Origin of the sequence: Methylobacterium nodulans ORS 2060, assembly GCF_000022085.1 — a bacterium.
Taxonomy (GTDB): Bacteria; Pseudomonadota; Alphaproteobacteria; order Rhizobiales; family Beijerinckiaceae; genus Methylobacterium; species Methylobacterium nodulans.
The window spans coordinates 7,342,781-7,356,180 of sequence record NC_011894.1 but is presented as its reverse complement, the minus strand read 5'-3'; the positions used below and the strand labels follow the sequence as shown (position 1 = coordinate 7,356,180).

The window sequence follows — 13,400 nt, the reverse complement described above, 5'->3', positions numbered from 1 at the left end:
CACGCCGCGCGCCGGCCCCCTCACGCGCCCCGGACTGTTGATCGCCGCATTTCGATGCGAAGATAGGTTGACAGGCACAGCCCCGCCTCGCCACATCCCGGCCATCATGAGCGCTCCCGTGAATCAGACCGACACCGGCGCAGTCGCGCCTGCCAAGCCCCCGCTCGAGATCATGCTCTGCGCCCCCCGCGGCTTCTGCGCGGGCGTGGTGCGGGCCATCGACGTGGTCGAGCGGGCGCTCGCGATCTACGGACCGCCGGTCTACGTCCGCCACGAAATCGTCCATAACAAGTACGTGGTCGAGAGCCTGAAGCGCAAAGGGGCGGTCTTCGTCGCCGAACTCGACGAGGTGCCGGACGGCGACGCCCCGGTGATCTTCTCGGCCCACGGGGTCGCCAAGACGGTCCCGCAGACCGCGGAGAGCCGCGGGCTGACCACCATCGACGCGACCTGCCCGCTCGTCACCAAGGTCCACCGCGAGGCGGAGATCCACCACAAGCGCGGCCGCCACGTGCTCCTCGTCGGGCATTCGGGCCATCCGGAGGTGGTCGGCACGATGGGCCAGCTGCCGGCGGGCTCCATCACCCTGGTGGAGGACCTGGAGCAGATCCAGGCCCTGGAGCCCGCGAACCGCGACAACCTCGCCTGGGTGACCCAGACCACCCTCTCGGTGGACGACACCCACCACATCGTCGAGGCGCTGAAGAAGAAGTTCCCGGCGATCGTCGGCCCGCACAAGGACGACATCTGCTACGCCACCACCAACCGCCAGGAGGCGGTCAAGCAGGTGGCGCCACTCGTCGATGCGCTCATCGTCGTCGGCTCGTCGAACTCCTCGAACTCGCAGCGCCTGCGCGAGGTGGCCGAGCGGGCCGGCTGCCCGATCACCCGCCTCGTCCTGCGCGCCGAGGAGATCGACTGGGACGCCTTCACCAACATCCGCCGGCTCGGCCTCACCGCCGGCGCCTCGGCCCCCGAGGTGCTGGTGGAGGAGATCATCGACGCCTTCGCGACCCGCTACACGGTGACCGTGGACACGGTCTCGACCACCACCGAGGACATGGTCTTCCCGTTGCCGCGGGAGCTGCGCAGCGAGGCCGCCGAATAGGCTTAGGCCTCTTTGACAAGCGCGGGGCGCCGCTCCATCACCGGGGCGGCGCCTTTTTCGCGCCGGGGCGACGCCGTCCGGCTGCCCCGCATTCCCAAGCATCGAGACGGACACCGGAGCGTGGCGGTCTATACCGAGGTTCCCGACGAGGCGCTCGGCGCCTTCCTCTCCGACTACAACATCGGCGGCCTGCTCTCCTACAAGGGCATCGCCGAGGGGGTCGAGAACACCAACTTCTTCCTGCACACCACGGCCGGCTCCTACATCCTGACGCTCTACGAGAAGCGGGTGGCCGAGCAGGACCTGCCGTTCTTCCTCGGGCTGATGGAGCATCTGGCGGCGCGCGGCCTCGCCTGCCCGCAGCCGATCCGCACCCGCGCCGGCACGGCGCTCGGGCGGCTCTGCGGCCGGCCCGCGGTCATCGTCTCGTTCCTCGAAGGGGTCTCGGTGCGCCGGCCCGGCACGCGCCACTGCCGCGCGCTCGGGCGCGCGCTCGCGGGCCTGCACGCGGCGGGCGCCGATTTCCCGATGCGGCGCCCGAACGCCCTCTCGGTGGAGGCGTGGCGCCCGCTCTTCGCCCAGGCCGAGGCGCAGGCCGACCGGGTCGCCCCCAATCTCGCGGAGCGCACCCGGGCCGATCTCGCCCGCCTGGAGGAGGCCTGGCCCAGCGACCTGCCGGGGGGCGTCATCCATGCCGACCTGTTCACCGACAACGTGTTCTTCATCGGCGACGAGGTGTCGGGGCTGATCGACTTCTACTTCGCCTGCACGGATGCCTTCGCGTACGACCTCGCCATCTGCCTCAACGCGTGGTGCTTCGAGCCCGACGGGTCGTTCAACCGCACCAAGGGGCAGGCGATGATCGCCGCCTATCAGTCCGCCCGGCCGCTCGAGCCGCGCGAGGTCGCTTCCCTGCCGCTCCTCTGCCAGGGGGCGGCCCTGCGCTTCATGCTGACGCGGCTCGTCGACTGGCTCAACGTGCCGCCGGGCGCGCTGGTGAAGCCCAAGGACCCGCTCGAATACGACCGCAAGCTCGCCTTCCACCGCCGGGTCACGGATGCGGCGGAGTATGGCTGGAGCCCGTGAGCCGGGGTTCGAGCAGGGGCACCAGCACGCCCGCCGCCGCGAAGGCGCCGCCGACGAGGCAGAGGAGCGGCCAGCCTCCCGCCGCGAAGGCGCGGGTGCCCGCCGAGGCGCCGAGCGCTCCGCCGACGAACACCGCCGTGAAGAACACCGTGTTGATGCGCCCCCGCGCGCCCGCCGCGAGGGCGTAAACCCGGGTCTGATTGGCGATGAGCGCGGTGTTGATGCCGATATCGATCAGGAGCACGCCGAGCCCCATCGCCAGGAGCGAGCGTTCGCCGAGGAGGTCGAACACCCCGAAGGCGGCGAGCGTCAGGAGCCCGCCGCCGATCACCACCGGGCGGGGGCTGCGCGTGTCGGCGAATCGCCCCGCCATCGGCGCGCAGAGGGCGCCCGCCGCGCCGATCAGGCCGAACAGCCCGGCACCCGCGGGATCGAGGCCGAAGGGCGGCCCCTGCACGAAGAGCGCGAGGCTGGTCCAGAAGGCGTTGAAGGCGGCGAACAGCAGGGCCTGGGCGAGGGCCGCGCGGCGTACGGTCGGCTGGGTCAGCGCGAGATCGAGCACGGATTCCATCAGCCGGCCATAGGGCAGCAGCGTTGCGGCCTTCGTCGTCGGCAGCGTCAGGCGGGCGAGCGCGGCGAGCGCCACCGAGAGCAGGGCGGCGGCCCCGAACATCGCCCGCCAGCCGAACCACGCTCCCACGAAACCGCTCAGCGTCCGCGCGAGCAGGATGCCGAGAAGCAGCCCGGTCATCACCTGCCCGACCATCCGCCCGCGGGCGGCGTCAGGCGCCAGCTCGGCCGCGAAGGGCACCGCCTGCTGGGCCGCCGTCGAGAGGACCCCGATCAGGAAGCTCGCCGCCGCCAGGGTGGGAAGCCCGGGGGCGAGCGCCGCCAGCAGGAGAGCGCCTGCGAGCAGCAGAAGCTGGCCCACGATCAGCCCGCGGCGCGGGTGACGGTCGCCCATGGGGACGAGGGCGAGGATGCCGAACCCGTAGCCGGCCAGGGTCGCGGTGGGCACGAGGCTCGATGCCGACGGACCGAATTCCTGGGCCAGAACACCGAGCAGCGGCTGGTTGTAGTAGATGTTCGCGACCGACCCGCCCGCGATCAGGCTGAGGCTGAGGCGCGTCGCGGCGGTCAGCGCCGGCGCGGCGGCGGCGTTCGGCATCGGTGAGGACAGGGAGGACATCGGCATCCGGCGGCAGATCATCCGGGAGGGCAGGGCGCGCGGCTTCGCGCCCGGGCAGGGTTCAGACCCGGCAGGGTCCAGAAGGGTAGGGTGCGAAACCGCGCGCGCACGGGGTGCCGCCGCGCAGCCGCCCCGCGCTGCGCTCATGGCGCGCCGGCGGGCCGCGCCCCTGGCCCGGTTGCGACGATCGCGGCACCGCGCGCCGACACATGTGCCCTTCCGCACCGCCGATGCCGTCCCCATGTGCCGAACGGGCCCCACACCGGAAATTCCGCTTGGCCTCAGCGCAAGAACCACGGATATTCGCAGTGTGGCGGCCTGTCGGGCGGCAAGGCTGATCTTCGCGGATCCGAACCGGCCGCACTGGTCTCACCGCACAGCCCGGCGGGACTGGGGAAACCCTTGGTCAGGCAGCTCCGAACGGCCGACGCCCGCGTCGGCGCGATCTGGACCCGTGAGGGATCGGACGATGGCGCAATACCGTGTTCTGTTCGCCAAGGAGATCATGGGGGTGCCGTTCGCGGTCGGCACGGTCGAGATCAGCCGCGCCCGCAATGCCGAGCGCGCCGAACGGGCTGCCGCCCTGCGGTTCGCCCGCTCTCACGGGGTCGAGGATTGGCGCGAGCGCGCCGACCGGATGGAACTCACCCCGCTGCCCGACCGCGAGGCGTGAGGTTTACGCAGCCGCATTGTCGCGGCGCAGGCTCAGGATCAGGTCCGAGAAGCGGTCGCCCTGCACGATGACGTGGGCGCGCATCCGCTCGGCCGCGAGCGCGCCGTCCCCCGCCAGGATCGCCTCGACGGCAGCCTCGTGCTCGGCAAAGGACTGGGCGAGGCGGTTGCGCACGCGCAGCTGAACACGCCGGAACGGCGCGAGCCGCCGGCTGAGCTGGGTCGCCTGCTCGCACAGGAAGCCGTTGCGCGAGGCCCGGTAGATCACCGCGTGGAACACCGTGTTCTCGGCATAGTAGGCGCTCGCGTCGCCGGTCTCGGCGGCGGCCCGGCAGGCTTCGAGGGCGGCGACGAGCTCCGCCTGATGCTGGGGCGTCAGCCGCCGCGCCGCGAGCCGCGCGCAGGCCGCCTCCAGCTCCGCCATCGTCTCGAACATCTCGAGGAGCTGCGTCGGGTCGGGGGTGCTCACCACCGCGCCCCGGCGCGGCTTCATCTCGATCAGGCCCGTCATGGCGAGCTGCAGCAGCGCCTCGCGGATCGGCGTGCGCGAGACGCCGAATCGCTCGGCGAGCTGCACCTCGTCGAGGCGGGTCCCCGGCGGCAGCACGCCGTCGACGATCTCGTCCTCGATCGTCTGCCTCAGCCGCTGTGCATGGTTCATGGCGCGTCCCGCCCCGCTCACCCGGCGATTATGCAGAGAGGTTGACAAAATATGCAAGAGCGGGCTTCTTTGAGTTCAATATGCCAGAGGCCGCATGAAGAATAACAAGCGGCCGCACACAGAACCGGGGCGGGCGCCCCGGACGGAGGAAATCGCCATGCCCCTCACGCGACGCTCCCTCATGGCCGCCGGTCTCGCCGCACCCGCCCTGCTCTCCGCCCGCGGCGCCCAGGCGGCCACGACCCTCAAGCTCTCGCACCAGTTCCCGGGCGGCTCGATCGACGAGGGCGACTTCCGCGACCGCATGTGCCGCAAGTTCGCGCTGGCCCTGAAGGAACGCTCGAAGGGCGCCCTCGAGCTTCAGGTCTATCCGGGCTCGTCGCTGATGAAGACGAACGCCCAGTTCAGCGCCATGCGCAAAGGGGCCCTCGACTTTAGCCTCTATCCGCTCCCTTATGCGGGCGGCGAGGTGCCCGAGACCAATATCGGGCTGATGCCGGCGCTCGTGACCTCCTACGAGCAGGCGACGGCCTGGAAGACCGCCCCGGTCGGCCGCAAGCTCACCGAGATCCTGCAGGCGAAGGGCATCGTGATGGTGTCCTGGGTCTGGCAGGCGGGCGGCGTCGCGAGCCGCGACCGCCCGCTGGTGACGCCCGAGGACGCCAAGGGCCTGAAGGTCCGCGGCGGCTCGCGCGAGATGGACCTGATGCTGAAGGCCGCCGGCGCCGCGACCCTCAGCCTGCCCTCGAACGAATCCTACGCGGCGATGCAGACCGGCGCCTGCGACGCGGTCATCACCTCCTCCACCAGCCTGATCTCCTTCCGCCTGGAGGAGCTCGCCAAGTCGCTGACCTCCGGCAAGGGCCGCTCCTACTGGTTCATGCTGGAGCCGATCATGATGTCGAAGATCGTCTTCGACCGGCTGCCGAAGGACCAGCAGGACCTGATCATGCAGGTGGGCGCGGAGCTGGAGGCCTTCGGGCAGGAGGGCGCCAAGGCCGACGACGCCCGCGTCGAGGAGGTCTTCCGGAAGGCCGGCGCCAAGATCGCCACCCTCGACGAGGCCACCCTGGGCCGCTGGCGGGCCATCGCCCGCGACACCGCCTGGAAGGACTACGCGGCCAAGTCGGCGAGCTGCGCCGAGATGCTCAAGCTCGCGGAGGCGGTTGCGTGAGCCACGCCTTCGACGCGGCCTCGGCCGCCGCCGCGGGCGCGGAAAGCGCGGGCGCCGCCCGCGCCCCCGGCGCGCTCGGAGCCATCGAGCGCGCGATGGGCGCCCTCAACCGCCTGATCCTGATGCTCGGCGGGCTCGCCCTCGTGGCGGCCTGCCTCGTCCTCTCCTACAGCGTCGTCGTCCGCTACTTCCTGAAGATCCCGACGGAGTGGCAGGACGAGACGGCGGTGTTCCTCATCGTCGGCGCGACCTTCCTGTCGGCCGCGGCCGTGCAGGCCCGAAGGGGCCACGTCGCCATCGAGGCGCTGACCGGCCTGCTGCCGCCGCGGGCGAACACCGTGCGGCTCTTCCTCGCCGACCTCGTCAGCCTGCTCTTCGTGGCCTTCTTCGCCTGGAAGAGCTGGACGCTGCTGCACGAGGCCTGGGTCGACGGGCAGATCTCGCAATCCACCTGGGGCCCGCCCCTGTGGATTCCCTACTCGCTGATGGCGCTCGGCATGAGCCTGCTCGGCCTCCAGCTCCTGCTGCAGCTCGCCGAGGCCCTGGCCCGCGGGCCGCTCGCCGCGGGCCGGATCGACCCGAAGATCGGGCTCGGCGCCGACCTCACCAAGGGAGCCGCCCGATGAGCACCGCCGTGGTCGGATTCCTCTATGCCGGGGCGACGCTGGGGGCGATGCTCTCAGGGATCCCGATCGCCTTCGCGCTCGGCGCCGTCGCCCTCGTCTTCATGCTGGCCTTCATGCCGGGGGCCTCCCTCGATACGGTGGCGCAGAACGTCTACGAGGAGATGGCCTCGATCACGCTGCTGTCGATCCCGCTCTTCATCCTGAAGGGGGCGGCGATCGGGCGCTCGAAGGCGGGCCAGGACCTCTACTCGGCGATGCATGCCTGGATGCACCGCATCCCCGGCGGGCTCGGCATCGCCAACGTCTTCGCCTGCGCGCTCTTCGCCGCCATGGCGGGATCGAGCCCGGCGACCTGCTCGGCGATCGGCTCGGCGGGCATCCCGGAGATGCGCAAGCGCGGCTATTCGGGGGGCTTCGCCGCCGGCATCATCGCGGCGGGCGGCACCCTCGGCATCCTGCTGCCGCCCTCGATCACCATGATCCTCTACGCGGTGGCGGCCGAGCAGTCGCTGGGCCGGCTCTTCCTCGCCGGCATCGGCCCGGGGTTCCTCCTCGTCTGCCTCTTCGCCGCCTATGCGATCTGGCGCTTCCGGCGGGAAGTCACCGCCGCCAAGGCGGCCGTGGCGGCGGGGAACGATGCGAGCCACCCGATCCTGGCCGAGGACCGCTACTCCATGGCGGAGCGCTTCTCGACCCTGCCGCGGGTGCTGCCTTTCGTGGTGCTGCTGACCGGCGTCATGGTGGCCCTCTACGGCGGCTATGCCACCCCGTCCGAGACGGCGGGCCTGGGCGGCATCCTGGCCCTCCTGCTGATCGCGCTCATCTACGGCGTGTGGAAGCCGCGGGACGTCGACCCGATCCTCACCGCGACGCTGCGGGAATCGACCATGCTGATGCTCATCATCGGCATGTCGCTCCTCTACGCCTACGTGATGAGCTACCTGCACATCTCGCAGGCCGCCGCGGCGGCGATCGTGGCGATGCAGCTCTCGCCCTGGCTGCTCCTCGGCACGATCCTGCTCCTCGTCGTCGGGCTCGGCTTCTTCCTCCCGCCGGTCTCGATCATCCTGATGACGGCGCCGATCATCCTGCCGCCGCTCAAGGCCGCGGGCTTCGACCTCGTCTGGTTCGGCGTGGTGATGACCATCACCATGGAGATGGGCCTGATCCATCCGCCGGTCGGCCTGAACATCTTCGTGATCAAGAACATCGCGCCGGACATCCCGCTCTCGGAGATCATCTGGGGCACGCTGCCCTTCGTGATCCTGATGGCGCTGGCGATCCTGATCCTCTGCCTCGTGCCCGGCATCGCCCTCTGGCTCCCGGACCAGTTCCTGGCGAGCGGGAAGTAGCGATGGGGGGCGCGACACCGAAACGCTGGGGAAACCGGCATCGTCCCCCCTCCGCCGCCCGGGCGGAACCCTATCTTGCACCCAAGGGCGACGCCGCGGCAGGAGACTTGCCGAAGGCGGACAGGCGGCACGGAGCGCAGCAGGGCGACATGGTGGCGATCTCCTTCCTCGGCGACCTTCTCCAGAGCATCACGGAGCGGGGCCGCGGGCTCATTCCCTTCGGCAAGAGCGAGGCGCTCTCCCGGGCGAGCGTGCCCGACCTCGTCAAGCTCTGCGAGGACCTGATCTCGCGGCGCGGCGAGGCCTCGGGCGTCGCGCTCGCCCGCATCATCCTCGACCGCTACGCCACCTTCACGGTGGCGGAGCGCCACGACTTCCTGCGCCGCATCGCCCTCGATTTCGGGGCGGACGGGACAGCCGTCGAGGGCGCCATCGCGGCCTATCAGGCGGCCCCCTCGCGGACCACGCTGGGGCGGCTGCACGAGGCGGCCGAGCCCCGCTCGCAGGAGCTGATCCGCCGCCTCAACCTCGCCCGCAACGGCACGTTCGCGCTGGTGCGGATGCGCGAGGACCTGTTCTCGCTGCGCGACACCCTGCGCGCCGCCGAGGAGCGCGATATCACCCTGATCGATGCGGTCGAGAGCCTCGACGCGGATTTCGAGCACCTGTTCGCCTCGTGGTTCAACCGCGGCTTCCTGGTGCTGCACCGGATCGACTGGACCACGCCGGCCCATATCCTGGAAAAGATCATCCGCTACGAGGCGGTGCACGAGATCTCCGGCTGGGACGACCTGCGGCGGCGGATCGAGCCTGCGGACCGGCGCTGCTTCGCCTTCTTCCACCCGGCCCTCGTCGACGAGCCGCTGATCTTCGTCGAGGTGGCGCTGACGACGGGCATCGCCTCGGCGATCGGACCGATCCTGGCGAATGAGCGCCAGCCCATGGCCTCGCGGGAGGCCACCACCGCCATCTTCTACTCGATCTCGAACTGCCAGCGGGGGCTCGCTGGCGTCACCTTCGGCAACTTCCTGATCAAGCAGGTGGTGGAGGATCTCTGCCGGGAGATGCCGGCGCTCAAGACCTTCGTGACGCTCTCGCCGGTGCCGGGCTTCCGGACCTGGCTCGACCGCGAGCGGCGGGCCGACGCGCCCCAGGGCCTCACCCGCGAGGACGTGGAGGTGCTGCGGCTCCTCGACAAGCCCGACTGGCACACCGACAAGGCGACCGCCGAGACGGTGCGCAAGGCGCTGCTGCCGGCCGCCGCCTACTACTTCCTGCGCGCCAAGACCCCGCGCGGCAAGCCGGTCGACCCGGTCGCGCGCTTCCATCTCGGCAACGGCGCGCGGCTGGAGCGGCTGAACTTCCTCGGTGACGTCTCGCCCAAGGGCCTGGCGCAGTCCTACGGGCTGATGGTGAACTACCTCTACGACCTCGCAGCGATCGAGAAGAACCACGAGACCTACGCCAATCTCGGCACGGTCTCGGCCTCGATCGCGGTCAACCGCGAATTGCGCCAAAACCTGCCCTCCGCCCGCGCGGTCGCGCTGGCGGAGGCCTGAGGCGGCCGTCGCCGCCACACTGCCGGATCCCCACCATGGCCAATCACTTCTTCGACCTCGTCCGCGCCCGCCTGCCGGGCGACCCCGCCGCGCGCCCCTTCCTGGAGACGCTCGACGGCCTGCGCTGGAGCTACGCCGACCTCGTCGCGGCCTCCGCTCGCTATGCCGCCGCCCTCATCGGCCTCGGCGTGAATCCCGGCGACCGGGTGGCCGTGCAGGTCGAGAAGAGCCCGGCCGTGCTCGCGCTCTATCTCGGCTGCGTGCGGGCGGGCGCGGTGTTCCTGCCCCTCAACACCGCCTATACGGCGGCCGAGATCGCCTATTTCCTGGGCGATGCCGAGCCGGCCCTGTTCGTGTGCGATCCGGGCAGGCTCGATGCGCTGAAGCCCGTGGCCGAGGCGGCCGGCGTGCCGCAGGTCGGCACCCTCGATGCGCGGGGCGAGGGCACCATGGCGGCGGAGGCCGCCGGCCAGACCGGCACTTTTGCGGACGTGGCCCGCGGCCCCGACGATCTCGCGGCGATCCTCTACACCTCGGGCACCACCGGGCGCTCCAAGGGCGCCATGCTGAGCCACGACAATCTCGCCTCGAACGCGCTGACCCTCGTCGAGGCGTGGCGCTTCACGCCCGACGACGTGCTGATCCACGCGCTCCCGGTCTTCCACACCCACGGCCTGTTCGTGGCGACCAACACGGTGCTGATGTCCGGCGCCGCGATGATCTTCCTGCCCCGCCTCGATCCGCCCCGCATCCTCGACCTGATGGGCCGGGCGAGCGTGCTGATGGGGGTTCCGACCTTCTATACCCGCCTCCTCAAGGAGCCGGGCCTGACGCAAGAGGCCGCCAGGGGCATGCGCCTCTTCGTCTCCGGCTCGGCGCCGCTTCTCGCCGAGACCCATCGCGAGTGGCGCGAGCGCACCGGCCATGCCATCCTCGAACGCTACGGCATGACCGAGACGAACATGAGCACCTCGAACCCCTACGAGGGGGACCGGGTGGCCGGCACGGTCGGGTTCCCGCTGCCGGGGGTGAGCCTGCGCGTCGTCGATCCCGAGAGCGGGGCGCCGCTCCCGACCGACGCGGTCGGCATGATCGAGGTGCGCGGCCCCAACGTGTTCAAGGGCTACTGGCGCATGCCGGAGAAGACGGCGGCCGAGTTCCGCCCCGACGGCTTCTTCATCACGGGCGATCTCGGCAAGATCGACGAGCGCGGCTACGTCCACATCGTCGGGCGCGGCAAGGACCTCATCATCACGGGCGGCTACAACGTCTATCCGAAGGAGGTCGAGACCGAGATCGACGCGCTCCCGGGCGTGCTCGAATCCGCCGTGATCGGCCTGCCGCACAAGGATTTCGGCGAAGGCGTCACGGCCGTCGTGGTGCGGCGGCCGGGCGCGCAGGTGAGCGAGGCGGAGATCCTCGGCGCGCTGGAGAGCCGGCTCGCCAAGTTCAAGCTGCCCAAGCGCGTCCTGTTCGCGGAGGAATTACCGCGCAACACCATGGGCAAGGTGCAGAAGAACGTGCTGCGCGAGGCCAATCGGGATCTCTACGGCGGGTGAGGGGGGCGGGCACCGAGTTGTCCTGGCTTGGAACCGGTACCCTGCCGCGATCGAAACCGCTTTCGGTGAGGCTGGCGGTCCGGGAAACTGCCCCCACTCCTCATGCTGATACGGCTTCCGGTTGATCTTTTCGAGACGAGTTCACGCGGGGAACCCCTCTCCCGGGCGGGCTACAGCATTCACACATCTCATCCGGAGACCCGGGATCCGAGGGTGACAGTGGGGGACCGGCCGTTGATTTCAATGCGGTTTTCGAAGCAACCAAGTTCGAAGCACCGCGTAGACAGCCGACCTCCTAAACCATTGTCACTCTTTTATTTTTCGAGATGTGTGAATCCGCTAGCCCAGCCGGGAGAGGGGCAGGCGATCGAAGATCGCGCGTGAGGGTCCCGGACGGAGCCGCCATGAATCACTAAGCGTTGTGCTGGCAGCGGGACTGCTCAGTCCCTCTTGCTGAACCACCTGGGCCCTCACCCCTGCCCCTCTCCCGCTGTATAGACCGGAGACAAGGGTTACAGGTGTTCGGAGACATGGGTGACACAATGGCCAAGAGCAATCGATGCGGGAGCGTGTCGTGCCTTGGCAAGAGGTGTCAGTCATAGACAACCGCGCCGAGTTCGTGGGTCTGGCCCAGCAGGAGGCGGCGAACGTGGCGGCGCTGTGCCGCCGCTTCGGGATCAGCCGCAAGACTGGCTACAAGTGGCTGGGCCGGGCGCGGAGTGGCGCGGGCTTGGACGACCGCTCGCGGCGCCCGCACGCCAGCCCGGCCCGCACGTCCCCCGAGATGGAGGAGGCGGTGCTGGAACTGCGCACGGCTCATCCGAGTTGGGGTGGGCGCAAGCTGCGCCGACGGCTGCAGGATCAGGGCCAGGAGGTGGTCCCGGCCGCCTCGACGATCACCGCCGTGCTGGCGCGCCACGCCCGGCTGGGCCAACCCGATGCCCCCAGCATCCCGTTCACCCGCTTCGAGCACCCCCGGCCCAACGCTCTCTGGCAGATGGACTTCAAGGGCCACTTCGCCCATGCCGGCGGCCGCTGCCACCCTCTCACCGTGCTGGACGACCACAGCCGCTACGCACTCTGCCTGGCGGCCTGTGCCGACGAGGTCACCGCGACCGTGCAGGGGCAGCTGAGTGCCACGTTCCGGCGCTACGGCCTGCCCGAGCGGATCAACCTGGACAACGGCAGCCCCTGGGGCAACGGACCGGGCCAGCGCTACACGCCTCTCACCGTGTGGCTGCTGCGGCTGGGCATCCACATCAGCCACAGCCGGCCCTACCATCCGCAGACCAACGGCAAGGACGAGCGCTTCCATCGCACCCTCAAGCGCGACGTGCTGCATGGCGCGTTCTACGCCAGCCTGGCGGCCTGCCAGCGGGCGTTCGATCGCTTCCGGCTGATCTACAACAGCGAGCGCCCGCACGAGGCCTTAGGCTTGGCGGTGCCGGCCAGCCGCTACCAGATCAGCCGGCGCGCTTATCCGGCCGAGCTGCCGGCGATCGAGTACGATCCGACCGATCAGGTGCGGCGCGTGCAGCGGGACGGCTGGATCAGCGTGCGCGGCCAGCTCGTGCGAGTGCCCAAGGCGTTCGTCGGCCAGCCGCTGGCCCTGCGGCCCACTCAGACCGATGGTCGGGTCGACCTTGTGTTCATCACCCACAGGGTGGGGCAGATCGACCTGACACAGCCAACACTCAGGGTGCAACCTGTCACCCATGTCTCCGAACACCTGTAACCCTTGTCTCCGGTCCGTACACCCGCACGGGAGAGGGGTTCCCCGCGCTGCCCGCGCCCTGTCTCGGAACAGATCAGCCGGAAGCCGTATGAGGTGCTTCGAGGCGGCCTGTGCGATCTTTGATCGCCAGCGCCTCAGCATGAGGGGCGGAGTGCATCCCATCGAACGACTGTGCCTTCATTGCTTTAAACCTCTGAGAATTGACCAATTAACGGACCATCGGAAAGACAATCTGCAATTAAATTTATAATCGCCCTCTGGGTCGCCACCGGGACCGCACGCCGTCCTGCGTCCCCGCAATCCACACCACCCCGCCCGCAACCTTGACCGCTCGCCCTTCGCGTGTTGTGTTCTTGTTATGTTCTCACAGTGAGTCGGACGGCGATGGCGGATGGCGCGAGGCAGGTCGAATTGCATCCGGCCCTCGACGCGGTCACCGCAACCTACCTGCGGGAGGCGGGCGGCGATCCGGCCGCCGCGCTCCGGCAGGCGGTGGCGGATGCCCTCGCGGCCCTCGACGAGGCGGAGCGGCAGCGGACGGCGCAGGAGCGGCTGATCTCCCGCGGCTACGTCCGGGGTGCCCGGCCACGGGCATGAGCCGCCGGGCGACCGGCTTCGCCGTGTCCCGCCTCGCCATGTCCCGCCTCGCCATGTGCGGGCGAGCACCTTGGCGGGCGGA

Annotated in this window: 12 protein-coding genes; 10 read left to right on the top strand and 2 right to left on the bottom strand. The window is 70.1% G+C overall.

The features are described 5' to 3' along the window. Positions 1–106 precede the first annotated feature (106 nt). On the top strand, positions 107–1,108 hold the full coding sequence (gene ispH / locus MNOD_RS34345) for a 4-hydroxy-3-methylbut-2-enyl diphosphate reductase (RefSeq protein WP_015933560.1): 1,002 nt from the start codon (positions 107–109) through the stop codon (positions 1,106–1,108). Between the two features lie 120 nt (positions 1,109–1,228). After that, on the top strand, positions 1,229–2,194 hold the full coding sequence (locus tag MNOD_RS34340) for a homoserine kinase (RefSeq protein WP_015933559.1): 966 nt from the start codon (positions 1,229–1,231) through the stop codon (positions 2,192–2,194). Here MNOD_RS34340 and MNOD_RS34335 read toward each other — a convergent pair. Beyond that, the gene (locus tag MNOD_RS34335; protein ID WP_015933558.1) at positions 2,160–3,383 is read right to left on the bottom strand and encodes an MFS transporter; all 1,224 of its coding nucleotides are present in this window, start codon (positions 3,381–3,383) and stop codon (positions 2,160–2,162) included. The genes MNOD_RS34340 and MNOD_RS34335 overlap by 35 nt on opposite strands. Before the next feature lie 469 nt (positions 3,384–3,852). On the opposite strand from MNOD_RS34335, the gene MNOD_RS34330 reads away from it, so the two are divergent. Further along, complete coding sequence (locus MNOD_RS34330; protein ID WP_015933557.1) at positions 3,853–4,056, top strand: hypothetical protein; 204 nt, start codon at positions 3,853–3,855, stop codon at positions 4,054–4,056. A gap of 3 nt (positions 4,057–4,059) precedes the next feature. Here MNOD_RS34330 and MNOD_RS34325 read toward each other — a convergent pair whose 3' ends face one another. Continuing rightward, entirely contained in the window at positions 4,060–4,716 is a 657-nt protein-coding gene (locus tag MNOD_RS34325; RefSeq protein ID WP_015933556.1) for a GntR family transcriptional regulator, read from the bottom strand. Positions 4,717–4,873: 157 nt separating this feature from the next. Here MNOD_RS34325 and dctP point away from each other — a divergent pair, with 157 nt between their 5' ends. The 7 genes from dctP to MNOD_RS34290 all read left to right on the top strand — a co-directional run bounded on the left by dctP (position 4,874) and on the right by MNOD_RS34290 (position 13,318). Next, a complete protein-coding gene (dctP, locus tag MNOD_RS34320; protein ID WP_015933555.1) occupies positions 4,874–5,890 on the top strand; it encodes a TRAP transporter substrate-binding protein DctP in 1,017 nt (338 codons plus the stop codon). Beyond that, complete coding sequence (locus MNOD_RS34315; RefSeq protein ID WP_015933554.1) at positions 5,887–6,516, top strand: TRAP transporter small permease; 630 nt, start codon at positions 5,887–5,889, stop codon at positions 6,514–6,516. Before dctP ends, MNOD_RS34315 begins: the two co-directional genes overlap by 4 nt. Beyond that, positions 6,513–7,868, top strand: a complete 1,356-nt coding sequence (locus MNOD_RS34310; RefSeq protein WP_015933553.1) for a TRAP transporter large permease — start codon at positions 6,513–6,515, stop codon at positions 7,866–7,868. The genes MNOD_RS34315 and MNOD_RS34310 overlap by 4 nt, the downstream gene beginning before the upstream one ends. 149 nt (positions 7,869–8,017) lie before the next feature. Continuing rightward, entirely contained in the window at positions 8,018–9,427 is a 1,410-nt protein-coding gene (locus MNOD_RS34305; protein ID WP_015933552.1) for a malonyl-CoA decarboxylase, read from the top strand. Positions 9,428–9,462: 35 nt separating this feature from the next. Further along, the gene (locus MNOD_RS34300) at positions 9,463–10,986 is read left to right on the top strand and encodes a malonate--CoA ligase (protein WP_015933551.1); all 1,524 of its coding nucleotides are present in this window, start codon (positions 9,463–9,465) and stop codon (positions 10,984–10,986) included. A 574-nt stretch (positions 10,987–11,560) separates the two neighbouring features. Next, positions 11,561–12,721, top strand: coding sequence for an IS481 family transposase (locus MNOD_RS34295; RefSeq protein ID WP_043750061.1), 1,161 nt, complete (start codon positions 11,561–11,563; stop codon positions 12,719–12,721). A 384-nt stretch (positions 12,722–13,105) separates the two neighbouring features. Then, positions 13,106–13,318, top strand: coding sequence for a hypothetical protein (locus MNOD_RS34290; protein WP_015933550.1), 213 nt, complete (start codon positions 13,106–13,108; stop codon positions 13,316–13,318). Positions 13,319–13,400: the final 82 nt, after the last annotated feature.